General features: G+C 69.1%; 20 protein-coding genes. 9 read left to right on the plus strand and 11 right to left on the minus strand.

The annotated features are described in order from the left end of the window. Positions 1 to 90: 90 nt before the first annotated feature. The 5 genes from ACFOPI_RS01555 to ACFOPI_RS01575 all read right to left on the minus strand — a co-directional run bounded on the left by ACFOPI_RS01555 (position 91) and on the right by ACFOPI_RS01575 (position 7,402). Complete coding sequence (locus tag ACFOPI_RS01555) at positions 91 to 1,791, minus strand: ABC1 kinase family protein (RefSeq protein WP_382170061.1); 1,701 nt, start codon at positions 1,789 to 1,791, stop codon at positions 91 to 93. 7 nt (positions 1,792 to 1,798) lie between these two features. Next, positions 1,799 to 2,842, minus strand: coding sequence for an RNA 3'-terminal phosphate cyclase (rtcA, locus tag ACFOPI_RS01560; RefSeq protein ID WP_382170928.1), 1,044 nt, complete (start codon positions 2,840 to 2,842; stop codon positions 1,799 to 1,801). Between the two features lie 11 nt (positions 2,843 to 2,853). Further along, the gene (locus ACFOPI_RS01565; protein WP_382170063.1) at positions 2,854 to 4,206 is read right to left on the minus strand and encodes a hypothetical protein; all 1,353 of its coding nucleotides are present in this window, start codon (positions 4,204 to 4,206) and stop codon (positions 2,854 to 2,856) included. A gap of 3 nt (positions 4,207 to 4,209) precedes the next feature. Then, positions 4,210 to 5,436, minus strand: a complete 1,227-nt coding sequence (locus ACFOPI_RS01570; protein ID WP_382170065.1) for an RtcB family protein — start codon at positions 5,434 to 5,436, stop codon at positions 4,210 to 4,212. 391 nt (positions 5,437 to 5,827) lie between these two features. Then, positions 5,828 to 7,402: an RNA-binding protein gene (locus tag ACFOPI_RS01575; RefSeq protein WP_382170067.1), complete on the minus strand. Its 1,575-nt coding sequence runs from the start codon at positions 7,400 to 7,402 to the stop codon at positions 5,828 to 5,830. A gap of 200 nt (positions 7,403 to 7,602) precedes the next feature. Here ACFOPI_RS01575 and rtcR point away from each other — a divergent pair, with 200 nt between their 5' ends. Next, positions 7,603 to 9,207 (plus strand): RNA repair transcriptional activator RtcR, encoded by a 1,605-nt coding sequence (gene rtcR / locus ACFOPI_RS01580; RefSeq protein ID WP_382170069.1) that lies wholly within the window; start codon positions 7,603 to 7,605, stop codon positions 9,205 to 9,207. Positions 9,208 to 9,231: 24 nt separating this feature from the next. Here the strand turns inward: rtcR and ACFOPI_RS01585 are convergent, their stop codons facing one another. Beyond that, positions 9,232 to 9,813, minus strand: coding sequence for a TetR/AcrR family transcriptional regulator (locus ACFOPI_RS01585; RefSeq protein ID WP_382170071.1), 582 nt, complete (start codon positions 9,811 to 9,813; stop codon positions 9,232 to 9,234). 93 nt (positions 9,814 to 9,906) lie between these two features. Between ACFOPI_RS01585 and ACFOPI_RS01590 the strand changes: the two genes are divergently transcribed. Further along, positions 9,907 to 10,464: a peroxiredoxin family protein gene (locus ACFOPI_RS01590; protein WP_382170073.1), complete on the plus strand. Its 558-nt coding sequence runs from the start codon at positions 9,907 to 9,909 to the stop codon at positions 10,462 to 10,464. A gap of 8 nt (positions 10,465 to 10,472) precedes the next feature. Here ACFOPI_RS01590 and ACFOPI_RS01595 read toward each other — a convergent pair whose 3' ends face one another. Together ACFOPI_RS01595 and ACFOPI_RS01600 are read right to left on the minus strand one after the other, a co-directional pair. Further along, the gene (locus ACFOPI_RS01595; RefSeq protein ID WP_382170075.1) at positions 10,473 to 12,002 is read right to left on the minus strand and encodes a hypothetical protein; all 1,530 of its coding nucleotides are present in this window, start codon (positions 12,000 to 12,002) and stop codon (positions 10,473 to 10,475) included. 1 nt (position 12,003) lies between these two features. After that, complete coding sequence (locus ACFOPI_RS01600) at positions 12,004 to 13,302, minus strand: SPFH domain-containing protein (protein ID WP_382170077.1); 1,299 nt, start codon at positions 13,300 to 13,302, stop codon at positions 12,004 to 12,006. A gap of 164 nt (positions 13,303 to 13,466) precedes the next feature. Between ACFOPI_RS01600 and ACFOPI_RS01605 the strand changes: the two genes are divergently transcribed. The 3 genes from ACFOPI_RS01605 to ACFOPI_RS01615 are packed head-to-tail and all read left to right on the plus strand — an operon-like array spanning position 13,467 to position 16,920. Next, positions 13,467 to 14,159, plus strand: coding sequence for a response regulator transcription factor (locus ACFOPI_RS01605; protein WP_382170079.1), 693 nt, complete (start codon positions 13,467 to 13,469; stop codon positions 14,157 to 14,159). After that, a complete protein-coding gene (locus ACFOPI_RS01610) occupies positions 14,156 to 16,306 on the plus strand; it encodes an ATP-binding protein (RefSeq protein WP_382170081.1) in 2,151 nt (716 codons plus the stop codon). Before ACFOPI_RS01605 ends, ACFOPI_RS01610 begins: the two co-directional genes overlap by 4 nt. Further along, a complete protein-coding gene (locus ACFOPI_RS01615) occupies positions 16,303 to 16,920 on the plus strand; it encodes a 3'-5' exonuclease (protein ID WP_382170083.1) in 618 nt (205 codons plus the stop codon). Before ACFOPI_RS01610 ends, ACFOPI_RS01615 begins: the two co-directional genes overlap by 4 nt. A gap of 360 nt (positions 16,921 to 17,280) precedes the next feature. Here ACFOPI_RS01615 and ACFOPI_RS01620 read toward each other — a convergent pair whose 3' ends face one another. Genes ACFOPI_RS01620 through ACFOPI_RS01630 form a run of 3 tightly spaced genes read right to left on the minus strand, consistent with a single transcriptional unit; the run spans position 17,281 to position 20,224 of the window. After that, entirely contained in the window at positions 17,281 to 18,189 is a 909-nt protein-coding gene (locus tag ACFOPI_RS01620) for a substrate-binding periplasmic protein (protein ID WP_382170085.1), read from the minus strand. Then, positions 18,186 to 18,554 (minus strand): c-type cytochrome, encoded by a 369-nt coding sequence (locus ACFOPI_RS01625; RefSeq protein ID WP_066152028.1) that lies wholly within the window; start codon positions 18,552 to 18,554, stop codon positions 18,186 to 18,188. The genes ACFOPI_RS01620 and ACFOPI_RS01625 overlap by 4 nt, the downstream gene beginning before the upstream one ends. Positions 18,555 to 18,556: 2 nt before the next feature. Then, positions 18,557 to 20,224, minus strand: a complete 1,668-nt coding sequence (locus tag ACFOPI_RS01630) for a PQQ-dependent dehydrogenase, methanol/ethanol family (RefSeq protein ID WP_382170087.1) — start codon at positions 20,222 to 20,224, stop codon at positions 18,557 to 18,559. A 173-nt stretch (positions 20,225 to 20,397) separates the two neighbouring features. Here ACFOPI_RS01630 and ACFOPI_RS01635 point away from each other — a divergent pair, with 173 nt between their 5' ends. The 4 genes from ACFOPI_RS01635 to ACFOPI_RS01650 all read left to right on the plus strand — a co-directional run bounded on the left by ACFOPI_RS01635 (position 20,398) and on the right by ACFOPI_RS01650 (position 26,064). After that, complete coding sequence (locus tag ACFOPI_RS01635; protein WP_382170089.1) at positions 20,398 to 21,606, plus strand: helix-turn-helix domain-containing protein; 1,209 nt, start codon at positions 20,398 to 20,400, stop codon at positions 21,604 to 21,606. A gap of 157 nt (positions 21,607 to 21,763) precedes the next feature. Continuing rightward, on the plus strand, positions 21,764 to 24,427 hold the full coding sequence (locus ACFOPI_RS01640) for an HAD-IC family P-type ATPase (RefSeq protein WP_382170930.1): 2,664 nt from the start codon (positions 21,764 to 21,766) through the stop codon (positions 24,425 to 24,427). Between the two features lie 31 nt (positions 24,428 to 24,458). Further along, positions 24,459 to 24,932, plus strand: a complete 474-nt coding sequence (locus ACFOPI_RS01645; protein ID WP_382170091.1) for a C40 family peptidase — start codon at positions 24,459 to 24,461, stop codon at positions 24,930 to 24,932. A 37-nt stretch (positions 24,933 to 24,969) separates the two neighbouring features. Then, complete coding sequence (locus ACFOPI_RS01650) at positions 24,970 to 26,064, plus strand: 3-deoxy-7-phosphoheptulonate synthase (protein ID WP_382170093.1); 1,095 nt, start codon at positions 24,970 to 24,972, stop codon at positions 26,062 to 26,064. The last annotated feature ends 3 nt before the right edge of the window (positions 26,065 to 26,067 follow it).

Raw genomic sequence — 26,067 nt, forward strand, 5'->3', positions numbered from 1 at the left:
GCGTTTGAACGCTCGCTGCGCACCAAAGCGCGTCAGAAACCGGCGCTGCGGGCCGGTGGTGAACAGACTTGGTGCGTCGAACTGCCGCGCTCAGTCGTCGCCCAGGTCCTTGCCGTGGTTGCTGCGCCAGATCGCGCGCAGCAGCCAGATGGCGCCGGCAAAGGCGCTGGCAAAGCCCAGGAAGCCGAAGGCCGGCAGGCCGAACAGGGTGGGGCCGCCCTGCACGGTCATGACGATGGACGAGCCCACGATCAGCGCCGCGATCAGCAGCGCCATCGCCAGCCGGTTGGCGGCGCGGTCGATCTGGTCGCCCACGCGCTTGAGGTGGGCGATGTCGATGCCCACGTGCACCTTGCCGCGGCGCGCATTGCGCAGCAGCCGCGTGACGTCGTCGGGCAGCTGCTCGGCCACCGACAGCACCCGGCGCAGCGTCTTCCAGGCCCGAGTGGCCATGGCCTTGGGCTGGTAGCGCGCGCGCACCACCTGCTTGAGTAGGGGCAGCGCCTCGCTGGTCATGTGGAAGGCCGGGTCCAGCCCGCGGCCCATGCCCTCGAGCGTGATGAAGGCCTTGATCAGCAGCGCCAGGTCGGACGGCAGGCCCAGCTGGTGGCCGCGCAGGATGGCCGTCACGTCGCCCAGCATCTGGCCCAGGTTCAGCTCGGCCAGCGGCGAACCGTGGTACTGGTCGACGAAGGTCTCGATCTCGGTTTCCAGCGAGGACAGGTTGGCGGTGTGCGCGTCGCCCGCCCAGTCCAGCAGCACGTCGGCCACGGTGCGCGGGTCGCGCTCGACCAGGCCCATCAGCAGCTGCAGCAGCTCCTCGCGGCGGCGCGCAGAGAGGCGACCGACCATGCCGAAGTCGATGAAGGCGATGCGGTTGTCCGGCAGGTAGAACACGTTGCCGGGGTGCGGGTCGGCGTGGAACAGGCCGTCCTGCACGATCTGCTTGAGCACCGCCTGCGCGCCGCGGCGCGCCAGCAGCGCGCGGTCCAGCCCGGCCTCGTCGAGCTGGGCCAGCTCGTGCCCTGCGATGCCCTGGACGAAGTCCTGCACATTGACGCGCGCCTTGGTGTGGGCCCAGTGCACCCTGGGCACCACGATCCAGGGCAGGCCGGCCATGTTGGTGGCAATGCGCTCGGCGTTGCGGCATTCGCTGGCCAGGTCGAGCTCGCGGCGCAGCGACTGCGCCAGCTCGCGCACCAGCTGCTGCGGGCGGTAGGGCTTGAGGGCTGGCAGCTCGGCCTCGGCCACCGCCGCCAGGCGGCCCATCAACCGCAGGTCGGCCTCGATGGTGCGGTCGATGCCCGGGCGGCGGATCTTGACCACCACCTCGGTGCCGTCGTGCAGCTGCGCGCGGTGCACCTGCGCGATCGAGGCCGCCGCCAGCGGCTCGGTGTCGAAGCGGGCAAACACGGTCTCCGGCTCGCCGCCCAGGTCCTCACGCAGCTGCGGCCGCAGCGCGTCCAGCGGCAGGCCGGGCACGTTGCTGTGCAGCTTCTCGAACTCGGCGATGTACTCGGGGCCGAACAGGTCGGCGCGGCCGGCCAGGATCTGGCCCAGCTTGACGAAGGTCGGCCCCAGCTCTTCGAGAACCAGCCGCAGCTGCACCGGCGGCTCCAGCTTCGCCAGGTCGGCCGCGTGCTCCCAGCGCAGCGCGTGGCCGGCGCGCTCCAGACGGTCGGCCAGCCCCAGGCGGCGCACGCTGTCGCCAAAGCCATGGCGGATGAGCACGCCCAGAATCTGGTTGAGGCGGCCCATGTCGCGGGCCGAACCCAGGGTTTCGATCAGCATGGAAACATCATAGGCCGGGCGACAGCCGCACGGTCCAGCGGCCAGCCTGCTCCTGCGTCAACGCCGTGCGCACCGGCAGGAAGCGTTCGATCACCGCCAGGTTGGTCCGCAGGTGCTCCGTGGCCTCGCTGCAGCTGTAGGCCATGGGCCGTCCGCTGCGGTGCACCGCCAGCGCTGCGGGCAGGGCCAGCTGGTCGGCCAGGTGTTCCCCCACTGCGGCCGTGCTGGCCTGGTAGGACCGGAGCTCGGCAAGCAGCCGCTTGGCCACCTGCTCCGAACTGAGCGACTTTTCGCCCAGCGACGTGAACACCTCGGTCACGTGTTCGTGCGCCAGGGTCAGCATCAGCGCGTTGCCAGGACCCTCGTTCTGCCGCACGTTGGGCACGCGCAGTTGTTCGCCAGACCAGCCCATGGCATCACCCACCACCGCCAGCTCACGCTCGGCCACGCGGCGCGGCACCGCCGCCACCAGCGACTCGGCAAACGACTCACCGGGCGCTCCACGCTCCAGCAGATCAAACGGGCGCAGGCCGGCGACAGCGGGCGAGATCTCCGCCAGCATCTCGCCGCCACCCGCCGGGTAGAAGCCGTGACGGCGCAGGGTGAGGCCAACCGTCGCGCCCATGCGCGCCAGCAACGGCAGGAACGCCCGCTCGATGAAATGGAAGTTGGGCGCCAGCGGGTTATGCGTGCCGCCCGACAGGCTGATCTGGCTAGGCGCGTCGGCCAACATCAGCGCGGGCAGCACCGTCTGCAGCACCAGCAGGCAGCTGCCCGCCGAGCCGACCGCAAAGCGGTGCTCGCCGGGCCGCAGGGCACCCGGCTCGAACGCCAGCGTCTGCGAACCCAGCTCGGCCCCGCTGACCTGCGCGCCCGACACCGCCTGCCCGGCCAGCACGCAGGCCAGGTGCTGGCGCATCAGGCCGGGCTTGGGCCGCTTGGCGCGGATGCGCTCGATGGTCACGGGCTGGCCCGTGATCATCGACAGCGACAGGCTGGTGCGCAGGATCTGGCCACCGCCTTCGCCAGTGGAGCCGTCGATGTTGATCATGCTTTGGAGATTCATGCAATTCCGAAAGTCTTGAGATGAAAGTCGATCTCCCGCTGCAAATGTGGCGCCATCTGATGGCGTGAAGCCGACCAGAGCGCAGCGATCCTCTGCGTCTGCCGGGCGTCGGGGCCATGGCTGTAAGTGATGCTCTCAAACCGCCAGCGGTCCACGGCTTCTGCCAGTTCCGCCTCGCATCCCAGCTGCCTGCCCAGCGGCCAGGCCACCAACAAGCACTCCAGTCGGTCCCATGCTGCATACAACCTGCGCAAGGCCAGGACACGACGGATGCTGTTGGGCGTCGGGTCGTTCAACACCGCTGCCATGAGCTGGGCGACGCTGGGTAGCCAGTACCCCCGGTGCGCCTTGTGCAACAGCAGCTTTCGCACCCGCGACGACGGATCGTCAAACGCGCGCTCCAGCCACTGTGCTTTGGCGTCGCCCGGGCTGCGCGCCAGACGCAATGACAAAGCCTCATGCCGAAGTACGGGCTGCTCGTGGTTCAGCCAGTCGGTACTGACTTGAATGGCTTTTTCAGGGTCAACCTCGCGCAACCAGTGCAAGGCTACAACGCGCGCAGCGGCCGATGTGCGCTCGTCATGGGCCACGTTCTCTGCGGTGAGCACCAGTTGCGCCACCCCTCCGTGGGCGCGGAGCCAACGCAGACACCACCATCGCACGTTGGCACTGGGGTCGAGACCAAGTCCACGCACCAAGCTGTCGGTCGCTTCGTCGGGGTTGTCTACCAGCCAGCGAACGCCTGCATACCGAACCACGGCGAACCGAGCCTTGCAGGCCGTCTGGTACAGCCGTCGGCGCTGCTCCGGCAAAGCCAAGGCCTCCAAGTGCACTAACGCCCTTGAAGCCACCACCACATCGTCACCACACAGTGCGCGCTCCAGCAGTTGGAAACGCGCGTCGTCGTCCGAAGCCGTCAGCCACTGCATGTCGAACACGTATCGGCGCACACGAAGACTCGAAGTCTTCGCTGCTGCCACCACCGCGGGCATGTGCTCGGGGCGCTGCAGAAACAGCGCCACTTCGCGAAGCGTGGGCGTGTGATCCACTCGGCGCGCCTGGTCCAACCGCACCAGCGCCTCCAGCGAGGCGATCCAGTCCGGCAAAAAGGCCGTCTGCATCTGCACCCGAACAGCAGCATGGGCCACTCGACGCACCTGGGGAACCCAATCGTTCAGGCGTTCCAGCAGCATCGGAAGGGTGCCCGCCTGGGGCTGGTTCGCCAGCGCTTGGACGGCTGCCTCACGCACGAACCCGTCGGGAGAAGTCAGGTGGGCCCGCGAATCGGCGACCACGCGCTGCGATCCATCCTTCAGCAGTCCCATCAGAAAACTCGCAACGTCCTTCATGTCCTACCCCTTCACACACAACACCTGCTTGAGCGTGTACACCACCTCCACCAGGTCCTTCTGCGCCTCCATCACCGCGTCGATGTCCTTGTAGGCCATCGGGATCTCGTCGATCACGGCTTCGTCCTTTCGGCATTCCACGCCTTCGGTCGCCTTGATCTGGTCCTCGACGGTGAACATCTTCTTGGCCTTGGTGCGGCTCATCACGCGGCCCGCGCCGTGGCTGCAGCTCTCGAAGCTCTCGGGGTTGCCGAGGCCGCGCACGATGTAGCTGCGCGCACCCATGCTCCCCGGGATGATCCCCAGCTCGCCCTTCTTCGCGCTCACCGCGCCCTTGCGCGTCACGAACACCTCTTCACCGAAGTGCGTTTCCTTCTGCACGTAGTTGTGGTGGCAGTTCACCGCTTCCACGTGCGTCTCGAAGGGCTTGGTGATCACCTGGCGCACGGTGGCGACCAGGTTCTTCATCATCACCTCGCGGTTCAGACGGGCGAACTTCTGCGCCCAGCCCACGCCACGCACGTAGTCGCCGAAGTACTGCGAGCCTTCCTCGAAGTACGCCAGGTCCTTGTCCGGCAGGTGGACGTTGTTGCGCTCGGCGTCCTTCTTCGCGAGTTCGATGAAGGTGGTGCCGATGGCATTCCCCACCCCACGAGAACCCGAGTGCAGCATGAACCACACGGCGCCCGCTTCGTCGAGGCAGACCTCGATGAAGTGGTTGCCGGTCCCCAGCGTTCCCAGGTGCTTGTGGTTGTTGGTGTTCTTCAGGCGCGGGTACTGCTCGCAGATCGCGTCGAACTCGTCCTTGAGGGTGGCCCAGGCCTGGTCCACCAGCGAGGGCGGGTTCTCCCAGCTGCCCTTGTCGCGGCCCGCACGCTGTCGGATCGGCGTCATGCCGTGCGGCACGGCCTTCTCGATCGCAGCACGCAGCGGCCCCAGGTTGTCGGGCAGGTCTTCCGCACGCAGCGTGGTCTTGCAGGCCATCATTCCGCAGCCGATGTCCACCCCCACCGCAGCCGGGATGATCGCCTTGAAGGTCGGCACCACCGAGCCCACGGTCGCGCCGATCCCCAGGTGCACGTCGGGCATGGCCGCGATGTGTTTGAACACGATGGGCAGGCGCGCGGTGTTGGCCAGCTGCTTCCTGGCGTCGTCCTCGACGGGCACGCCCTGGGTCCACATCTTGATGGGCACGCCGCCTTCGGGTTGTTCGGTGTTGTAGTTGTTCATGTGGTTCCTCACTTCTTGATCAAAACAGCATGTCCCTGGGCGACAAGGGATGGTGAAACGATTTTCGTGCTCTACCAGACTGAGCTACGGCCCCCCAGTGATGGAGCCGACGGGATTCGAACCCGCGACCACGAGCGTTATAGGCTGTAGTTCCACCGGCATTCGCCGAGAGACATCCAAAACAAAAGAGCGCGACCAGATCGACAAGACGTAGCCATGACCGGTTGCCCGGTTGGGGATTCGAACCCCGGCATCCAGATGTAGTCCTGTCCGCATTCGCGCAAAAAATCATCCTTTCAACGGCCCCCGCGTGGCGACCAACAAGTGGTGAGACAAGACAGTTTGGATGTAGTCCCACCTGCATTCGCCACGCGACGACGTTTTCTTCGTTCTACTGCTGGGCCAGCGAGACCTTCTCAATCTCGCCCACCCAGTGGTCTGCGCCGGCTGCTCCTCGAGCAAACTGTGCCAGCATCGTGAACACCGCGTCCGAGAAGCCACCGACATTCAGGATGTCGGCGCGCTCCATGGCCTGCGTGGTGGCGTAGGGCTGGATGTCGATACACACCAGCCTGGCCTGCGGGCAGCGCTGTTTGAGCTTTTCCCACTCGATCAGCGTCTGCGTCGCGCCACCGCGCCGCGCATCGACCCACGACTCGTTGTCCGAGACGAGGACCACCAGATCCACCTTCGCGCGCTGCTGGTTCAACAGAGCCAGCGGCGCGCTGCAGTTGGTGCCACCACCACCGATGGCGGCCAGCGCCTGGGCGTTGGTCATCACCGAGTCGCGGGGGTTCAGCGCCAGCTTCACTACATCGCGTTCGAACGGCAGCACACGGGCGTTCGGGTTCTTGCGCAACACCGCCGCCGCCACCAGGGCCGCCACATCGATGCAACGCACCGACGAGGTGGCACCGGCGCGGTGACCGGTCACGGCCGAGCCCATCGAGCCCGACACGTCGGGGCACACCACGACCTGGCCGTCCAGCGCGGGCACATTCACGAGCGCGGCCTCCATCGCGTCTTGCAGCGCCTCGCGCACGGCTGCGGGCACGTTGTCACCACAGGCCTTGTAGGCCGCCATCAGCTGGTACGGGAACACCCGCGCCTTGGCCACCGCCACCGGATCGCGCAGCTTGGCTGCGATCACCTCGGTCATTCCGGCTTGCTCGAACACGCCGTGCCGCGCAAAGGTGTTCAGGTTCTGACGCACCATCTGCCACGAACCGGCGCGGGCGATCTGCGCCCAGTGCGCGGGTTGCAGCTCCAGCGCGGTCAGCATCTGGAACGGCACGTCCGGCACCTCGGTCACTTCACCCTGGGCCAGCGCGCGCTTGAAGCGCTCGAAGGCTTGCGTGGCGGGCGGCAGCGCGGCTTCGTCATACGGCTTGCCGATCAGCCAGGCAAACCAGGCGGCGCGCCAGGTCTCGGCGGGCTTGGGGTGCACCATCTTCACCACGTCGGCCAGCGAGGGCGTGTTGCCCACGGCGGCGTTCAGCAGTTGCTTCTCGGTGGCGTTCAACAGCCATTGCTGCACCAGCTTCTTGGGCCGCGTGCCCAGGGACTTGCGACCCAGGGCGCCGCTGCGCAGCATCTGCACGAAACCGCGCAGCGTTTTGCCGTTGTCCACCACGCGACCGAACACCTGCGACAGCAGAGCCACATCGCGCACCGCCAGCAGCGAGGCCAGCAGCACGGGCATGTCCTTCATGAAGGCCGTCTGGCGGGCGTACACGGCGGTCTTGGCGACGAAAGCGGGCTCGACTTGCGCGGCCAGCGCCTGCACTGCGTCCAGTTGCGACTGGGCGTCGGCGTAGAAGGTCTGGCTCAGGCAACCGGTGGCGGCGATCTGCGCCAGCTGGTGCCGAGGGCTCAGGGTGTAGGCGGGTGCGCCGGTCTGATTGCGGGCTGCTGCCTGGGGCAGCAGCTGGCCCTTGAGCGTCTGGAAGAGTTGGGTGTTGACCATGTGGTTCTCCGTGTGCATTCAACTTGTGTGCTCTTTCCTTTGCAACGGGTGTGCCAGGTGTTGCGCTCTTCGGTCAGCTTCACGATAAGCCGTTGATTTAATTGCGAAATTTCTCTATTAACTGGGGATGAGCTTCGGCAGAGCACTCTCACAAGCAACGTGAAAGATAGAATTTGAGCTAGTTATTTATCCAATCAGCCATGTCACTAAAGACCGTCGTCATCGGATTCCTCGGCACGCAGCTCGACAGCGGGCGCGGCGCGGGGCGTTGGGAAAAGTGGCGGCCCACGGTCTCGCTGGTGCAGCACGAGGACATGCAGGTGCACCGCCTGGAGCTGCTCTACACGCGCCAGCACCAGGCCCTGGCCGACCAGATCAGGCAGGACATCGAGACCGCCTCGCCAGAAACCGAGGTGCGGCTGGTGGCGCTGGAGATGGCCGACCCCTGGGATTTCGGCGAGGTCTACGGCGTGCTCTACGACTGGGTGAAGCAGTACCCCTTCCGGCCCGAGCAGGAGCGCTACTGGACCCACATCACCACCGGCACGCACGTGGCGCAGATCTGCATGTTCCTGCTGACCGAGGCGCGCCACATTCCCGGCGTGTTGCTGCAGACCTCGCCGCCGCGCAAGCAGCGCGCGGGCAACCCCGGCAGCTATGCGCTGATCGATCTCGACCTCTCGCGCTACGACGGCCTGGCCCAGCGCTTCGAGGCCGCGCAGCGCGACGCGCTGGACTTCCTCAAGAGCGGTATCGCGACGCGCAACCCGGCCTTCAACGCGCTGATTGAGGAGATCGAGCGCGTGGCCCTGCGCTCGAAGGCGCCGATCCTGCTGACCGGCCCGACCGGCGCGGGCAAGTCGCACCTGGCGCGGCGCATGTACGAGCTCAAAAAGTCGCGCCACCAGGTGGCGGGCGACTTCGTTGAAGTCAACTGCGCCACGCTGCATGGCGACGGGGCGGCCTCCACGCTCTTCGGCCACAAGAAGGGCGCGTTCACTGGCGCTGTCACCGACCGAGCGGGCCTGCTGCGCACGGCGCACGGCGGCGTGCTGTTCCTCGACGAGATCGGCGAACTGGGGCTGGACGAGCAGGCCATGCTGCTCAAGGCGGTGGAGGAAAAGCGCTTCTACCCCGTGGGCAGCGACCGCGAGGTGCAGAGCGACTTCCAGCTCATCGCCGGCACCCACCGCGACCTGCGCGCGGACGTGCGGGGGGGCCGCTTTCGCGAAGACCTGTTCGCGCGCATCAACCTCTGGTCCTACCACCTGCCGGGTCTGGCCCAGCGCCCGCAGGACATCGAGCCCAACATCGACCACCTGCTGGTGCGCAGCGCGGCGGAGCTTGGCCGCTCGGTACGCTTCAACGCCGAGGCCAAGGCGCTGTACCTGCGCTTCGCCCAGTCGCACGAAGCGCACTGGCGCGGCAACTTCCGCGACCTCGCCGCCAGCGTGACCCGGCTGTGCACGCTGGCCGAGGGCGGGCGCATCGGCACCCCTCAGGTCGAGGCAGAGATGCACCGGCTGCGCTGGCTCTGGCAGGACGACGCACCTGAAAGCCAGTCCGCCGAGGCCGTCGACCTCGCTGGCCTGCTGCCCGCCGAGACGCTGGACGCGATGGACCTGTTCGACCGGCTGCAGCTGAGCAGCGTGATCGCAGTCTGCCGGTCCTCACGCAACCTGTCGGACGCTGGCCGCACCCTGTTCGACCGCTCCCGCACCCAGCGCGCCGTCATCAACGACGCCGACCGGCTGCGCAAATACCTGCAGAAGTTCGGGCTGCGCTGGGAAGATGCCGCAGGCTGAGTCGCCGCGCACCCGGCACGCGTCCTACCCGGGCACCTGGACCGGCCGTCCCAGCACCGCCTGCAGCCAGTCGGCCGCCGCATCCACCTGGCGATGGACCACCGCGGCATCCCTGTGCGCCTGTGCGAGCACCGCCGCGCCTTGCAGCACCGCCAACAGATGTTCTGCACAGAGACGGGCCTGGTGTTCGGGCAAGCGCCGGGCGAGGTGGTGGGCCGCAAACGCCTCGATGGACGTCAGCAGTGCCGCCGCTTCGGGCGCTGCGCCGCCCTTGCCCAGCTCGGTGGCAAGACTGCCCACCGGACACCCCCACTGCACCAGGTCGCTGGCCTGGTTGCGAACGTACGCCAGCAGGCGCCCCAGGGCTTCTTCCGGCTCGACCAGATCGGATTCGTTTCCGGACAGCGCCTGTATCAGCGCCGCCTGCCTGGTCTGCAGCACCGCCTGCAAGAGTTCGGACTTGGTCTTGAAGTAGTACGCCAGGTTGCCCTTGAGCATGCCCGCATCCTGCGCGACGTCGGACAGCGAAGTCTGACCAAAGCCCCGCTGCTGGAACAGATGCATCGCCACGTCGATCACCCGCTCCCGGTTGGATTGTGTGTTCATGGAGGGAGTTTATCAGGACGGTCGACCAATTTGGACGAACGCCCTGATAAACTTGGACGACCGACCAAATCCGACCCCACACAGGAGTTCAACATGCGACTCGTTCCCGGGCAAATGGCACCCGATGTCCAGACCACCGACTTTCTGGGTACTCCCGTCCACCTCGCCAAGCTGCGTGGCAGCAAGGTGTTGCTCAGCTTTCATCGCTATGCCTCCTGCCCCATCTGCAACCTCCACATGCGCGAACTCATCCGCAGCCACCCGGCTCTGCACGACGCAGGACTCTCCGTCGTTTCGGTGTTTCAGTCACCCGCTGCTTCGATCGCGAAGTACGTGGGTCGCGGCGACACGCCGTTTCCCATCCTGCCGGACCCCGGATTGGCGCTGTACCGGCGCTACGGCGTGGAACGGCGGTGGACCGCACTGGTGACCCCCGCCACTCTGGCCACCGCGTGGCAGGCTGTACGAAGCGGGTTCCGGCCGGGCGTGGTCGAAGGACCTGTCGACAGAACGCCCGCGGACTTCCTGATCGATGAACAAGGCGCTGTGGTGCGCGCGCACTACGGTCGCGACCTGGGCGACCACATTGCTCTGGATGAGTTGATGGCCTGGGCGCACGGCGCTGTCCAACCCATCCCGGCCATCGCCTGAGAGGGCGTTCACCGCAGCGCCAGCGACTCCCGCTTCCACGCTGCATCCGGCCAGCGGCTGAACGGCCCCAGGGCTTCGGCGTCGAAGGCGGTGCGTTCGGGCGTGAGCGTCGCCAGCTTCACCACTTCGAAGCGGCGAATGGTCTTGCCCTCGGCCATGGCCTCGCGCGCCACCAGCAGGCGCTGGCCGCCGGGTTCCCAGCCGGCGAATTCGGCGTAGCCGGTGCCGGGTTGCAGCGCGGCGGGCGGCAGCACCTGCACGCCCCAGCCGCTGGCGTCCTTCTTGAACACCCACAGCTCGCGCCAGCCGTCTACCGGCTGCACCGCGAGCGCGAGCGCCGTGCCTTCTCGGTTGGGAGCGGCGGAGGCGGCCCAGACCTGGCCCCAGCTGCAGCGCTCGGCCAGCGCGGGGGCGTCGGCCTTGGCTTTCGGGTCGCGCAGCATCACGCAGGTCTGGCCGTCGTCGGCGCGGCGGGTGGTGATGGCGAGGCGGCCGGTGGGGGCGACGGCGGGAGCGGCGGCCCAGCGCACGGCGTTCACGCGCACGGCGGCGGCGTGGAAGCGCGCGAGGTCGTCGTCGACCAGCTCGGCCTTCTCGATGCGGCCGATGGCGTCGATGGCGCGTTGTGCGGCCTGGCGCGCGGTGTCGGCACTGCTGCGCTGGGCGCGGGCGTAGGCAATACGACTCCACACCTCGGCCTGGCGCGTGGCAATGCGCGCGCGCCAGTGGGGCGCGAGCGCCGGTGCGTCGGCGTGGGCCAGCAGGTCGGCCAGGCCTTCGTCCAGCGCTTCGCGGTCGGCGATGCGGGCCGGTTGCTCCAGGCATTCGTCGCGGGTCAGGGCCAGCGCGGCGCGGGCCTTCTGTTCGGCGCTGGCGGCGGGCAGGACCAGCAGGCGGCGCCAGGCATCGCCTTCGTAGCAGACGGTCATTCGGCCTTCGAGTTCTCGCGTCACCAGCAACACGCCGTGGCGGCGCGCGACATCGAGATGGGCAGTGAGCAGCGCATCGTTGGTGCGCGTAGCGCCAGCGGTCGCGCGCTCGGCCTGGCGCTCGGCCTGGCGGCCGATGGCGTCCATCACCGCCGCACCGGACGGCCCCTGCAGCGCGGCCGCGGGCAGGGCCTGTATGGCGGCTGCGGCCAGCGCCAGGCCCAGCGGCTCTGCGCCGGGCTGTTCGCTCACGAAGCCCAGCAGGGCGAGCAGCTGCGGCGCCTCGGCGGCGTCACCGGCCACGCGCATCAGCTGCGTGGCGCGCACATAGCCGCCGCGCTCGCGGTGGTGGTCCCAGACCTGCAGGAAGTCGCCTTTAACGCCGCGGATCTCGAGCGCCTCGCCGCGCCAGAGCAGGGTCTGGCTGGCGGCGCTATCGCGGGGGGCGGCGCGCAGGGCGACCTTGTCGCGCGTTACCAGGCCGACGGCGGTGGCGGGTACGGAGGCGGCGGCGCGCGCCGTGGCGGTGTAGAGCGTGGCGGCCAGCGCCATGGCCAGGGTACCGGCCCAGAGGTAGCGCGCCCAGCGGGTTTTGGGTTTGAAGCTCATCTCACTGCTCCCCGTTGTCGCCGGACATCTCGGCGTCGTGCGGCGCGGCGGCCAAGTTGCCCAGGAGGTTGTTGCCGATGAAGCCGTTGGTGTTTGGTGGCGCGATGATGACCTGCACCTTGTCGCTCAGGCGGTCGGCCATGGTCTTCTGGATCAGCAGCGGGTGCTTGGTGATCAGTGCGCCTTCCATCGCCATCTGCTCGGCGTTGACCTTGCCGATGTTCTTGAGGCGGTAAGCCTCTGCGTAGGCCAGCTTCTGGCGCGCCTCGGCCTCTCCGGTGGCTTCGATTCGCCTGGCCTGCGCCTCGCCCTCGGCCTGCTTGACGCGCGAGACGCGCGCGGCCTCGGCTTCGAGCTGGCGCTGTTCGATCTGGCGCTGTTTGAGCGGCAGCACGTGCTTCATCGCCTCTTCCTGCGCCTTGGCCGCGATCACCTGCTCGCGCGCCGCGGCTTCGGCTGCGACCTCGCGCCGCGCCTTCTCGGCGGCCGCGGTCAGCTCGCTTTCCTTCACCTGCTTCTCGCGCAGTTCCAGCGTGTAGCGCATCTTCTCGGCCGACAAGCCTTCGGTCAGCAGCACCTCCATGCCGCGGCGGTAGTCCTCGGGCAGGTCGATCTGGCCGATGTGCACCGAACGCAGCAGCAGGCCGTCGGCCTTCAGGCGCTCGCGGATCTGGGTTTCGATGTCCTGCTCGATCTGGGCGCGCTGCGAGGAGAAGATCTCGCGCACGGTGTGGCGCGCGACGATCTTGTAGACCGTGGCCTGCACCGCGGGTTCGATGATCTGGCCGTCGATGTCTTTCGGGTAGCTCAGCGCCTGCGGGCCACCGATGCGCGAGGGGTCGATGGCGTAGCGCACCCGCAGGTCCATGCCGATGGACAGGCCCTCGACCGTCTGCGCCGGAGCGGCGCCGTCGGCCGTGGCCATGGCGGCCGCGGTCCAGCTGCGGTCCTGCAGCGAGAGGGTGGCGAGCTGGTGCAGGCCGGGCAGCACCCAGACCGGACCTTCGCGCCAGACGCTGGTCTCTCCGGTCAGGTTGTTGGTGCGCACCGCCAGGTGGCCAGGCTCCAGCGGCTGCACCGGCGGGCGCTGCACGAGCACCCAGGCGGCGCCTGCGGCGACGGCGGCGGTGCCCAGGGTGAGCAGAACGGGGCGCGCGGCGATCCTCGGCATGGGGCGCATCGGGCGCGGGGCGGCGGCGGAGGCGTCGTCGCCCGCCGTCTCCGCCGGCGCGGCACGACGGATCAGGCCGGCCAGGGCCATCCGCACGGAACGGGTGAGGGACTTCAGACGCAGCAGCATGGAATTTCTCCTGTGATCCGGAGCCGCCCACCGTGGGCCGCTCCATGCCCTGCATCGTTCCGGAGTGACGCGGAAGTCTCAATGCGGTCGCCGGGTGGGTGTACCGCCGGCCCCGGAAGAAAAACTCACAGGGGCACCGATCCGGGCGCTTCGATAATCGGCCCATGCCCACCGTTGCCGTGATCGAAGACGACCGCCCCACCAGCGACCAGCTGGCCGGCTGGATCAAAGCCGCACGCCCCGAACTCACCGTGCACCAGTGGTTCGACCGCGACAGCGCCGAGGCCGCGCTGGCGCGCGAGCGCTACGAGCTGGTGGTGCTGGACATCGAGCTGGGCCGCGAGCGGCACGCGGGCGTGGCGGTCATCAACACCATCAACAAGCTGCACCAGGGCACGCCGGTGCTGGTGGTCTCGGCCATGCCGGCCGCGATCTACCGCAGCATCATGAAGGCGCTGGACGCCTGGGACTACCTGCAGAAGACCACCTTCGACGAGGCCGAATTCGTCGAGACCTTCCTGGACATCCTGCGCAGCGCGCGGGCGCAGAAGGGCGCCGAGCCGGCGATGGCGGCCGACGAGGAGCTGAGCCTGGACCCGCTGTGGCAGCGCAGCCCGACCTGGCGCGGCCAACGCATCAACCTGCCGCTGACCGCCCAGCGCATCCTGGCGGTGCTGGTGCAACACAAGGGCCAGACGGTGAGCTATGAGGACCTGTTCGAGGTGGTCAAGAGCGGACGCAACCGCGACAACGTGCGCAAGCACGTGAGCGCAATCCGCGATGCGTTCCGCGATCTAGACCCGGGCTTCGACGCCATAGAAAACGTCCCTATGCGCGGCTTCCGCTGGAGCCGATGAAGTTCGGTCCTCTTGATCTCCCCTCGCTGCCGGCGCTGACGCTGCCGCGGCTGCCGCTGGCGGCGTTCCGGCGGCGCATCGTGTTTCATGGGGTGTTCCTGCTGCTGGCGCTGGCGGTGGTGGGGCTGGCGCTGACGCTGCTGGCCGAGGAAAAACAGCGCGCGCGAGACCGCTACGAGGCGGGCTTTCGTCAGACGCTGTCGACCATGGCCGCACAGCTGCGCCACCCCACCGGGCAGCTGGCGCTGATCAACGCCGACGCGGTGGCACCCTCGCACGCCGGGCTCTCGCCCGTGGTGCTGCCGTTCTCGGCGCTGGACTACTCCGACCCGTTCAAGGCGCGGCAGGCGGTGGAGATGAGCGGTTGCGCAGTGCACTGGCCGAACGACGGCGGGCAGCTGTGCGTGGGCGTGGGCAACAGCGCGTACGCGGGCGGCGTGGTCTACCTGGTGGCCGACCTGGTGCTGCCGCCCGCGGTGGCGCGCGAGAAAGGCACTCTGGAACTCGACCCGGTGAGCCACGCGGTGATCCGCGCCGAGACGTCGGCCGGCATCGAGCGCTGGGTCGCGCCCTTCGAGGCGCCGGGCGATGCGCCGGCCGACCTGGGCGACGGTGGCCTGCGCGGCCGGGTGACTGGCTTTGCGGGCGAGGGCGCCCTGCTGGTCAAGGGTTCGCTGCCGGTGCGCGATTTCCGCGGCTGGCTCTGGCAGGAGGCCGGCTGTGCGTTACCGGGCCAGGCCCTGCCGGACTGCGCGCGCCGCAGCCTGCTGTCGCTGCGGGTGCCGGTGGAGGCCTGGCGCAAGGCGCTGTTTGCCAAGGGCCCGCGCACATGGCCGCCGGCCGATCTGGCGCAGACGCGGCTGCACCTGCAGTGGGTGGCGCCGGGCGGGCGGGTGCTGTTCGACAGCGCGCGGCCGGGCGCGGTGCAGCCGTTTTCGCTGCAGCAGCTGGCGGGCACGCTGTCCGAGGGCGAGGTGCTGCGTATCGAGCGCCTGGGTGGCGCCGCGCCGCAGCTGGTGACGCAGCTGCGCGGCCAGGCGCAGGGCGAGGGCGTGGCCGCGCCCTGGCTCACGCGCCTGATCCTGCAGCTGCCCTCCAGCGACACCCGCACGCAGGTGTCGGCCAGCGAAACCGTCAGCACCTCCAGCGGCCGCTACCAGCTCAGCCTCAGCGGCGAGCTCGCGAGCGTGGACCGCAGCCTGAGCGCGACCGCCACGCGCATGAGCGGCTTTGTCGGCGCGATGCTGGCGGCCATCTTCCTGGCCTGGCTGGTGATCGAGCTGGGCCTGATCCGGCCGGTGGCGCTGCTCACGAAGCGGGCGGCGGCGCTGAACTACAACATGCAGGACCCGCAGGTGGAGCGGCGGCTGGGCGATCTGGACGTGAGCGAGTTCCGAGGACGCGACGAGATGGGCATCCTGGCCGGCTCGCTGGCGGCGCTGCTGCAGCGGGTGAAGGAGGGGGTGCGGCGCGAGCATCTGCGCAACGAGCAGGAGCGCGACATGTGGCAGGCCGTGGGCCACGAGATCATGTCGCCGCTGCAGTCGCTGATGGTGTTGCACGGCGACGCCGCCGACCCCAGCCACCGCTACGTGCAGCGCATGCAGCAGGCGGTGCGCGTGCTCTACGGCACGGCCTCGCCCAGCGAGGCGATCACGGCGGCCACGGTGGAGGTGGACGCGCTGGACCTGGACACCTTCCTGCGCCACGTGGCCGAGAACGCGCCGTATGCGGGCATCGCCGATGTGGCCTACACACCGGCCGGCGCACCGGTCTGGGTGCAGGCCGACGAGCACTCGCTGGAGGACGTGGTGACCCACGTTTTGCGCAACGCCGACCGCTTCCGACCGTCCGGCACACCGGTCACGCTGGCGCTGTCGGGCATTGGCGAGGCGATGGTGGCGCTGGCGATCCACAACACCGGCCCGGCGATTCCCGAGGCGCTGCTGGACAAGGTGTTCGATTACGGCGTGAGCGACGGCGCGGCCAACGGCGGGCAGGGCGAGGGCCGGGGTCAGGGCCTGTTCGTCGCGCGCACCTACATGGCCAAGATGGGTGGCACCATCACGGCCGCCAACGCCGGCGACGGCGTCACCTTCACGCTGCGCCTGCCGCGCGCCGCTTCACGAACTTCCCCTTCCGCATGAACCGCATCGCCGTCATCGACTTTGAAACCACCGGCACCTCGCCGAACCTGGGCGACCGCGCGACCGAGGTCGCCATCGTGATGACCGAGGGCGGGCGGGTGGTGGACCGGTTCCAGAGCCTGATGAATGCGGGGGTCACCATTCCGGCCTTCATCACGCAGCTCACGGGCATCACGAACGCGATGGTGCGTGCGGCGCCGCCGGCCGCACAGGTGATGCGCGAGGCGGCGCGCTTTGTGGGCGACGCGCCGATGGTGGCGCACAACGCGGGCTTCGACCGGCGCTACTGGCAGGCCGAACTCGCGCACTGCGGCCTGCCGGCGCTGCAGCCGTTTGCCTGCACGGTGCTGCTGTCGCGCCGGCTGTACCCGGAGGCACCGAGCCACAAGCTGGGGCAGCTGGTGGACTGGTTCGGCCTGCCGCGCACCGGGAAGGCGCACCGGGCGCTGGCGGATGCGGAGATGGCGACGGAGCTGCTGGGGCGCATCCGGCACGATCTGATGCTTCGGCATGGTGTGGCGCGGCCCGACCATGCTTTCCTCTGTGCCTTGCAGTCTTGTTCCAAAGCGGCCCTGCCGAAGTTTTTTGCTCGTCAGGTGGCTGCGCTGGCCTGAGTCTTCTTTCGTCCCGCTTCTTTCGCGGCGTTGGTTCAGAGCCGGGTGTGCGCATGGACGTTCTCCGGCCCACACGCACACCCGGCTCCAGTGGCGTCACGGTGAACGAAAAGAAGAGAACTGAAGACAGAAGACTGAGCCTGACTTCTGTGGCTTGCCCACACGCTGCTCACAGGGTGATGGCGCCGTCCGAAGGCGCAGGCCCCATTCGCGCATGCCACAGAGTTGGGCGCACCCACCCTGTGTTCGCGAAGCAACGGCGGCGAACAGGCCAGCGCGCTTGCGAGGTGGGCCGGAGCCAGCGGGCGGCGACATCACCCTGGCGCGAGGTCTGCACCCAAAAGGCGCAACGAAAACAGCTCAGTCCCGAAGCAAGCCAGCCAAAGACAAAGACCCGGAGACAGCAGGCAAAGAAGGCGCCTGCCACGACAGACCCGCCTCCCGCGCCCACACCTGCAAATCACCCGACGACGCACCGCGCGCCACCACCCGGTTCACCGCCTCCAGCAGCTCCGCCTTCGACGACAGCGCCACCCAGCCCAGGTTGATCCCCAGCGGCCTCGCCGGCCCCGCCTGCAGCGTCGTGCCCGGCCTGCGCGCCCGGTGGGTATCGAACGCCGCCGACGGCACCATCAGCGCGTCCACACGCCCGCTCTCCAGCGCGGCCCACATGTCCTCGCGCTGCCCCAGCGACACCATGTCTTTCGCCAGCGCACCGCCGCCGTACATCGCCACCAGCGTGCCTTCGAGCGTGCCCGCCACCGCGGCCACCTTGCGGCCCTTCAGATCCCCCAGCGACGCCGCCACCGGTGACCCCGCACGCTGCACGATCACCAGCGCCGTGCCCTGGTAGGGCTGGCTCGGCACCAGCGTGCCCAAGGTGATCCACTGCCGATCGCGCGGCGGCTTCGCGCCCGGGTGGTCCGGCGTCTTGAAGCGCTCGCGCGTGGGCGGGCCAAGGTCCGAGGCCAGCAGCGGAAAACCGCTTGCCAGGTCGCACAGACCGGCCGAGAGCATCGCATTGACCTCGTGGGTCAGCATCGCCTCCTTCTCGACCTCGGGCTCGAACGGCACCAGCTTCAGCTCGCGCCCCAGTTCGCGCGCCAACGCCTCGGCCAGCTTCACATCGAAGCCGGTGACCTGGCCCTTGCGCGCCATTGAGAACGGCGGGTTGTCCTCCGCCATGCAGACGGTCAGCGGCGCCGCCTGCGCGAAGGCCAGCACCGGTCCGACCAGCAGCGACGTTATCAACGCGCGGGGGGTGTTCACAGCTCTTTCCCTCCACGCGTCGCCACGTAGTTCCACAGCAGCTCGATCGCCTCCGGCTCCAGCGCACCCTTGAACGAGGGCATGTTGCCCTTGCCGTTGGTCACGGAGTTGTAGAAGCGCTCGCGCTGCTCGGTGGGGAACTTGCGCAGGTCATAGACCGTGGTGCCGGCGTTGACCATGTTGCGGCCGTGGCACTGGGCGCAGGTGCGGTGGAACTGCTCGCGGCCTTTCTCCACCGCTTCGGCGGTGAAGGGCGCTGCGGGCGGGATCTCCACCGGCAGCGTCTGGGCCGGCACCGTATTGGACTGCGCGAGCGCCGCGCCCGTGAGGGCGAGCGCGCACAGGATGGGTTCACGCCAGCGCATCGTCATTCAAGTGCAAACGTCCAGACCGAACCACCCGCCGGCACATTCGCCATGCGCTCGTCGCCCAGCAGCGCCCAGACGCCACCGGCGCCAGAAACGATGCTCACGTACTGCTTGCCCTTGTGCTCGAAGGTCACGGGCAGGCCGATGATGCCGCTGCTGGTCTGGAACTCGTAGAGCTTCTTGCCGTTGTTCGCGTCCACAGCGATGAACTCGCCCGTGGCCGCGCCGGTGAACACCAGGCCGCCCGCGGTCGACAGCGTGCCCGCCATGCTCGGCTGGGCGGGCCAGGGCATCTGCCACTTGCTCTTGCCGGTCATCGGGTCGATGGCGCTCAGATACCCGTGCGGCTCGTTCTTGGGCATGTTCACGCCGCGGAAGTTCACGCCCAGGTACCACTCGCCCTTCTTGTACTCGGGCTTGGCCAGCTGGTAGGGCCAGCTCATGTTGAGGGTGTTGGCGTAGGCCAGGCCAGTCGCCGGGTTCCAGGACATCGGTGTCCAGTTCTTGCCGCCGACCACGCTGGGGAAGATCTCCACGTCCTCGCCCGCGCGCGCCTTCTTGTCGATCTCGCTGTGCACCGGGCGGCCGGTCTTGAGGTCGATGCGATCGGCCCAGTTGACCTTCACATAGGGGTTGGCGGCCAGCAGCTCGCCGTTGGCGCGGTCGAGCACGTAGAAGAAGCCGTTGCGGTTGGCCTGTGCCAGCACCTTGCGGTCCTTGCCGCCGATCTTCATGTCGACCAGCATGCCGACCTCGGTGGCGTCGTAGTCGTAGGGGTCGTTGGGGCTGAACTGGTAGTGCCACACCAGCTCGCCGGTTTTGGGCCGGATGGCCACGACCGAGGCGATGTAGAGGTTGTCGCCCTGGCGCGCGTTCGGGTTCCACGGGCCGCCGTTGCCGGTGCCCCAGTAGACCAGGTCCAGCTCGGGGTCATAGGCGCCGGTCAGCCAGGTGGGTGCGCCACCCTTCAGGTGGGTGTCGCCGGGCCAGGTGTCGCCGCCCTTCTGGTCAGGCGCGGCGGTGGTGTAGAAGCGCCAGAGCTGCTTGCCGGTGGCCGGGTCCCAGCCGTCGATGAAACCGCGTGTGCCGTATTCGCCGCCGGCGATGCCGGTCAGCACCACGCCGTTGGCGATCAGCGGCGCGCTGGTCATGGCCTGGCCGTTCTGGTAGTCGGCGGCCTTGCTCTTCCACAGCTGCTTGCCGGTCTTGGCGTCCATCGCGACCACGTGCGCGTCCAGCGTGCTGCGGAACAGCTTGCCGTCGTAGATCGCGGCGCCGCGGTTGAGAATGCCGCAGCAGGCCATCTTGAACACGTCCTGCGGCAGTTCGATCTCCTGTTTCCAGATCTGCTTGCCGGTGGCCGGGTCGATGGCCACCGTGGTGTTGTGCGTGGTCACGTACATCACGCCGTTGTGCACGATGGGCTGCGACTCCTGGCCCTGCGGGTTGTTCAGGCTGTAGGCCCAGACCGGGCGCAGCTTGGCCGCGTTCTTCGTGTTGATCTGCTTGAGCGGGCTGTAGCGCTGGTTGTTGTAGCCCATGCCGTAGGTGAGCACGTCACCGGGCGTGGCGCTGTCGCGCTTGAGGTCGTCCAGGGTCTGGGCGGGCAGGCTGGTGGCGAGCAGCGCGAGCGCGGCTGCGCCGGCCCATCGGGTGGCTGTGGTCATGCTTGTCTCCTGTGGGTGAGGGAGTCCCTCGTTGTTGTCTTCTGTCCTCTTTCATTGTGGGAATTTGGGCGCCGCCGATCACGCCCGGGTTTTCCCGGTAGGAAAAGTGTTCTGCGGTGGAACACTCACCCACTGTGCTGCAACGGAAGCGAGACTTCGCCCCCAATAACACCATGCGCTCGACGAAACGGACCCTGTCCACCCGGGACCTGCCTCCGCAGCCCTTCTTCCAGACGCCAGATCAGCGCGCGGCGCTGGCGCGCCAGCGCTTTTTCGAAGAGCAGCAGCACCCGGCGGGCCTGGTGAGCGAGGCGGTGATCCGCTCCTGGGGGCGCAGCCGCACCCTGGGCCACACCAGCCACAAGATGCCCGCGCTGGACCCGGTCAACCGCAGCGCGCTGAGCGCGGCGCTGGCGCGCAACCGGCGCCTTCTGGAGGCCGCACACGGCGACCTGCAGCAGCTCGAGGCCGCGCTCGCCGGCACCGCCAGCCGCCTGATGCTGACCGACGCCAACGGGGTCATCGTGCACGCCTCGCGCGGCAGCGGGGACCCGGAACAGAAGGTGCTGGACGCGGCCACGCGCGTGGGCGTGCACCTGGCCGAGGACGTGCTGGGCACCAATGCGCCGGGCATCGTGATCCAGACGGGCATGGCCTGCACCGTGCAAGGCTGCGAACACTTCTACGAGCTGTTCGGCAGGATGCGCTGTGCGGCCGCGCCGATCCGCGACGTGCACGGGCGGCTGGTGGGGGTGCTTGATGTGTCCACCGAGTCGCGCGCCTTTGGCTTTGACGCGGCGGCGGTGGTCGGCGTGTACGCGACCTCGATCGAGAACCGGCTGCTGCAGGCACAGTCGGACGAGCACCTGGTGCTGCACTTCCAGGCCGCGCCCGCGCTGCTGGGCACGCCGATGGAAGGGCTGGCCGGCGTGGACCACAGCGGCCGCGTGGTCTGGATCAACGCCACCGGGCACAGCCTGCTGGGTCGCCCCTCCCGGCAGGACATCGCGACCGTGGACGAACTCTTCGGCCACGGCCTCCCGCAGCTGCTGCCCCTGTGCGATGCGCCCGAGGCGCAGCGCCTGCAGCTGCCCAGCGGGCTGGGCATCTGGGTGCGCACGACGCTGGGCCTGCGCGATGGCGTCGACTTCCGGCACGCGGTCGCCTGGTCGGCGGCCATGCCGCCTGCGCCCGCGCCCGAACCGCCACCGGTTGCCGGGCCCGAGGCCCCCGCGCCGGCACCGGTCGCTGCACCGTCGCTGGCCCAGACCCAGCAACGCCTGATCGAGGACGCGCTGCAGGCCAATGGCGGCAACGTCGCGCGCACCGCGCGCCAGCTCGGCGTCTCGCGCGGCCTGGTCTACCGGCACCTGCGCAAATAGGCGCCGGCCCGGGTCGCCCAGTGCATCGCTCGGGTTCCCGGGCGGCCACCGCCGTGCGTGCTATGGTCAAAAGAGCAAAGCAGCCCTCCGCACGAACCGCCCGCGTGTGACCGAACACCTCACCTCGTCGACGACCCCACCACCACCCTGGCACGCTATGGTGGGCCACCAGGTGCTGGAGCGCCTGGACGCGAACCTGGCCGACGGGCTGGACGCCAACGAGGTGCTGCGCCGGCTGGCGCAGCACGGCCCCAACCGCCTGCCAGAACCGCCGCGCCGGCCGGCTTGGCAGCGCTTTGCGCTGCAGTTCCACAACCCGCTGATCTATGTGCTGCTGGCCGCCGGTCTGGCCACGCTGCTGCTGGGCAGCCTGGTGGACGCGGGCGTGATCCTGGGCGTGGTGCTGATCAACGCGCTCATCGGGCACATCCAGGAAGGCAAGGCCGAACAGGCGCTGGCGGCAGTGCGCAGCATGCTGGCCGCGCGCGCCACGGTGCAGCGTGGCGGCGAGCGCCACCAGATCGACGCCGGCGAGCTGGTGCCGGGCGACATCGTCTGGCTCGAGCCGGGCGATCGCGTGCCGGCCGACCTGCGGCTGCTGCAGGGCCGCAACCTGCGCACGATGGAAGCGGCGCTGACTGGCGAGTCCGCCGCGGTGAACAAGGACGCGGGCGCCGTGGCCGAGGGCGCGCCGCTGGGCGACCGCCACGGCATGGCCTTCTCGGGCACGCTGGTGGCCAGCGGCAGCGGCTGCGGCGTGGTGGTGGCCACCGGCGGCGCCACCGAGATCGGCCACATCGGCCAGCTGGTCAGCGAGGTACAGACCCTGGCCACCCCGCTGACGCGCCGGCTCGACCGCTTCGCGCGCCAGATCACCGCGTTCATCCTCGGGGTGTCGGTACTGACCATGGCGTGGGGGTACTTTGTCGCCGACATGCCGCTGTTCGACGTCTTCCTCGCGGTGGTGGGGTTGGCGGTGGCCGCCATTCCCGAGGGCATGCCGGCGGTGGTGACCATCGTGCTGGCCATCGGTACCCGAGTGATGGCACGCAAGAAGGCCATCGTGCGGCGGCTGCCGGCGGTGGAGTCGCTGGGCTCGGTCACCGTCATCTGCAGCGACAAGACCGGCACCCTCACGCGCAACGAGATGACCGCCGTGCGCGTGGTGCTGCCGGGGCGCGAGCTGAGCGTCACGGGCACCGGCTACGCGCCCGAGGGCGGCTTCCACCGCGAGGATGGGGCGGTGCTGCACCCGGGTGACGATGCCGCGCTACAGGCCCTGCTGCACTGCGCACTGCTGTGCAACGATGCGCGCATCCACCGCGGTGAAGACAAGGGCTGGGTGCTGACGGGTGACCCTACGGAAGGTGCGCTGGTGACGCTGGCACACAAGGCCGATCTGGACGCCACATTCGAGGCCCAGGCCTTCCCCCGGCTGGACGCGATCCCCTTCGAGTCCGAGCGGCAGATCATGGTCACGCTGCACCACGACCACGCCGGTCACCACGAGCTGCTTCTCAAAGGCGCGCCCGAACGGGTGCTGGCGCTGTGCACCAACGAGGCCGGCGGCCGTCCGCTGGACCGCGCGCGCTGGACGGCGGCGGTGGAGCGCGCCGGCAGCGCGGGGGAACGCGTGCTGGCGCTGGCGCGCTGCGACTGGCCCGCGGGTCGCACCGAGGTGGACCTGGCCGACCTGACGCCGCGCTTCGAGCTGCTGGGTCTGGTCGGCATCATCGACCCGCCGCGCGAGGAGGCCGTGGCCGCCGTCGCGGAGTGCCGGCAGGCCGGCATCCGGGTGAAGATGATCACCGGCGACCACGCGGTGACGGCCGCAGCGATCGGGCGCCAGCTGGGCCTGCAGGCGGACCGGGCGCTGACCGGTGACGCCATCGCCGCGCTCGACGACGCGGCGCTGCGCCGCGCCGCCCAGGACACCGACGTGTTCGCGCGCGCCAGTCCCGAGCACAAGCTGCGCCTGATCGCTGCGCTGCAGGCCGAGGGCCACCAAGTGGCCATGACCGGTGACGGCGTGAACGACGCGCCAGCGCTGAAAGCCGCCGACGTCGGCGTGGCCATGGGGGGCAAGGGCACGGACGCTGCGCGCGAGGCCTCCGACCTCGTGCTGACCGATGACAACTTCGCCACCATCGCGCGCGCCGTGCGCGAGGGCCGCGTGGTGTACGACAACATCAAGAAATCGCTGATGTTCATGCTGCCGACCAACGGCGGTGAGGCCGGCGTGATCCTGCTGGCCATCCTGGCGGGCCTGCCGCTGCCGGTGACGGCCGGACAGATCCTGTGGGTCAACACCGTGACGGCGGTGACGCTGGCGCTCTCGCTCGCCTTCGAGCCGGCCGAGCCGCATGTGATGCAGCACCCGCCACGGCCACCCCAGGAGCCTGTCATCACCCGCACCCTGGGCGGGCGCATCCTGTTCGTGATCGGGCTGATGATCGCCGCCACCTTCTGGGTCTTCCACTGGGAGCTCTCGCGCGGCTCGGCGCTGGAGACGGCGCGCACGGCGGCCGTGAACGCGCTGGTGACCTGCGAGCTCTTCTACCTGTTCAACGTGCGCCACTTCACCCGCCACGCCTGGCGCCTGGAGACGCTGACCGGCAACCCGGTGGTGCCGCTGGTGGCGGGTCTGCTGGTTCTGCTGCAGCTGGCCTTCACCTACGCGCCGGCCCTGCAGACCATGTTCCAGACCACGGCACTGGACGCCGCGTCCTGGGGCATGGTGCTGGCGGTTGGGGCCGCCACCTTTGCTCTGGTGGAACTGGAAAAAGCGCTGCTGCGCGGCGGTGGTGTGCGGCGTCTGTGAAATGCCCTGGTCCTTCGATAAGCTTGCTGCCATGCGCCTGGTCCCCTACACCCTGAGTCTGTGCACCGTCCTGCTGCTGGCCGCCTGCGGCAGCGCGCCGCCGGCCCGTGCACCTGCATCCCTGCCCCCGCTGTCGGCCGAGCACAGCAGCGACATTGCCATCCACGCCATGGGCCTGGTGGGTACGCCCTACCGCTGGGGCGGCAACACGCCCGAGAGCGGCTTCGACTGCAGCGGCCTGATCGGCTACGTCTACCGGCACCGCGCCGGCGTGGCGCCACCGCGCACCGTGGCGCAGCTGTCGGGCTTCGGCCAGGCGGTGGATGCCGACGAGCTGCGCACCGGCGACCTGGTGATCTTCGGCCGCGACCCGGCCTGGCACGCGGGCATCTACGTGGGCGAGGGCCGCTTCGTGCACGCCCCGTCCAAAGGCGGCACGGTGCGGCTGGACCGGCTGGACAACCGCTACTGGGCGCGCCAGATGGTGCGTTACCGCAGGCCCTGACACGGCTTTTGCGAACAAGCCGGCGACAATCGGAACCATGACCCACGTTCCCGCCACCCCGCCGCTGTCCACCCACGACACCACCCGCATCGATGATCTGCGCATCGGCGCGGTGCGGCCGCTGATCACGCCCGCGCTGCTGCAAGAGTGGCTGCCCACGCCGCCGGCCGCGCAGGCCCTGGTGGAAAGCAGCCGAGCGGCGCTCTCGCGCGTGCTGCACGGGCAGGACGATCGGCTGATCGTGGTGGTCGGACCGTGCTCGATCCACGACCACGGCCAGGCCATGGACTACGCACGGCGTCTGAAGGAACAGGCCGATGCGCTGGCCGAGGACCTGCTGGTCGTGATGCGGGTGTACTTCGAGAAGCCGCGCACCACGGTGGGCTGGAAGGGCTACATCAACGACCCGCACCTGGACGGCAGCTTCGCCATCAACGAGGGCCTGGAGCTGGCGCGCCAGCTGCTGCTGGACGTGCTCGAAGTGGGCCTGCCCGTGGGCACCGAGTTCCTGGACCTGCTCTCGCCGCAGTTCATCAGCGACCTGGTGAGCTGGGGTGCGATCGGCGCGCGCACCACCGAGAGCCAGAGCCACCGCCAGCTGGCCTCGGGCCTGTCCTGCCCGGTGGGCTTCAAGAACGGCACCGACGGCAGCGTCAAGGTCGCCAGCGACGCGATCCAGGCCGCGCAAGCGGCACACGCCTTCATGGGCATGACCAAGATGGGCCAGTCGGCGATCTTCGAGACCCGCGGCAACCGCGACTGCCACGTGATCCTGCGCGGCGGCAAGGCGCCCAACTACAGCGCCGAGGACGTGAACACCGCCTGCGCCCTGCTCAAGGCCGCCGGCCAGCGCGAGCAGGTGATGATCGATGTCTCGCACGCCAACAGCAGCAAGCAGCACCGCCGGCAGATCGACGTGGCGGCCGACGTGGCCGGGCAGATCGCCGCGGGCGACGAGCGCATCACCGGCATCATGATCGAGAGCCACCTGTTCGAGGGCCGCCAGGACATCGTGCCCGGCCAGCCGCTGCAGCCCGGGGTGAGCGTGACCGACGCCTGCATCAGCTTCGAGCAGACCGTACCGGTGCTGCAGGGGCTGGCGGCGGCCGTGCGCCAGCGCCGCAACCGCTGACGC

The organism is Hydrogenophaga luteola (assembly GCF_042648585.1).
Classification (GTDB): domain Bacteria; phylum Pseudomonadota; class Gammaproteobacteria; order Burkholderiales; family Burkholderiaceae_C; genus Hydrogenophaga; species Hydrogenophaga luteola.

Bases quoted from the DNA above. Each gene is read 5' to 3' on its own strand.
- ACFOPI_RS01555 (WP_382170061.1), bottom strand. From the start codon at position 1,791: ATGCTGATCGAAACCCTGGGTTCGGCCCGCGACATGGGCCGCCTCAAC.
- rtcA (WP_382170928.1), bottom strand. From the start codon at position 2,842: ATGATCAACATCGACGGCTCCACTGGCGAAGGCGGTGGCCAGATCCTG.
- ACFOPI_RS01565 (WP_382170063.1), bottom strand. From the start codon at position 4,206: ATGAAGGACGTTGCGAGTTTTCTGATGGGACTGCTGAAGGATGGATCG.
- ACFOPI_RS01570 (WP_382170065.1), bottom strand. From the start codon at position 5,436: ATGAACAACTACAACACCGAACAACCCGAAGGCGGCGTGCCCATCAAG.
- ACFOPI_RS01575 (WP_382170067.1), bottom strand. From the start codon at position 7,402: ATGGTCAACACCCAACTCTTCCAGACGCTCAAGGGCCAGCTGCTGCCC.
- rtcR (WP_382170069.1), top strand. From the start codon at position 7,603: ATGTCACTAAAGACCGTCGTCATCGGATTCCTCGGCACGCAGCTCGAC.
- ACFOPI_RS01585 (WP_382170071.1), bottom strand. From the start codon at position 9,813: ATGAACACACAATCCAACCGGGAGCGGGTGATCGACGTGGCGATGCAT.
- ACFOPI_RS01590 (WP_382170073.1), top strand. From the start codon at position 9,907: ATGCGACTCGTTCCCGGGCAAATGGCACCCGATGTCCAGACCACCGAC.
- ACFOPI_RS01595 (WP_382170075.1), bottom strand. From the start codon at position 12,002: ATGAGCTTCAAACCCAAAACCCGCTGGGCGCGCTACCTCTGGGCCGGT.
- ACFOPI_RS01600 (WP_382170077.1), bottom strand. From the start codon at position 13,302: ATGCTGCTGCGTCTGAAGTCCCTCACCCGTTCCGTGCGGATGGCCCTG.
- ACFOPI_RS01605 (WP_382170079.1), top strand. From the start codon at position 13,467: ATGCCCACCGTTGCCGTGATCGAAGACGACCGCCCCACCAGCGACCAG.
- ACFOPI_RS01610 (WP_382170081.1), top strand. From the start codon at position 14,156: ATGAAGTTCGGTCCTCTTGATCTCCCCTCGCTGCCGGCGCTGACGCTG.
- ACFOPI_RS01615 (WP_382170083.1), top strand. From the start codon at position 16,303: ATGAACCGCATCGCCGTCATCGACTTTGAAACCACCGGCACCTCGCCG.
- ACFOPI_RS01625 (WP_066152028.1), bottom strand. From the start codon at position 18,554: ATGCGCTGGCGTGAACCCATCCTGTGCGCGCTCGCCCTCACGGGCGCG.
- ACFOPI_RS01630 (WP_382170087.1), bottom strand. From the start codon at position 20,224: ATGACCACAGCCACCCGATGGGCCGGCGCAGCCGCGCTCGCGCTGCTC.
- ACFOPI_RS01635 (WP_382170089.1), top strand. From the start codon at position 20,398: ATGCGCTCGACGAAACGGACCCTGTCCACCCGGGACCTGCCTCCGCAG.
- ACFOPI_RS01640 (WP_382170930.1), top strand. From the start codon at position 21,764: ATGGTGGGCCACCAGGTGCTGGAGCGCCTGGACGCGAACCTGGCCGAC.
- ACFOPI_RS01645 (WP_382170091.1), top strand. From the start codon at position 24,459: ATGCGCCTGGTCCCCTACACCCTGAGTCTGTGCACCGTCCTGCTGCTG.
- ACFOPI_RS01650 (WP_382170093.1), top strand. From the start codon at position 24,970: ATGACCCACGTTCCCGCCACCCCGCCGCTGTCCACCCACGACACCACC.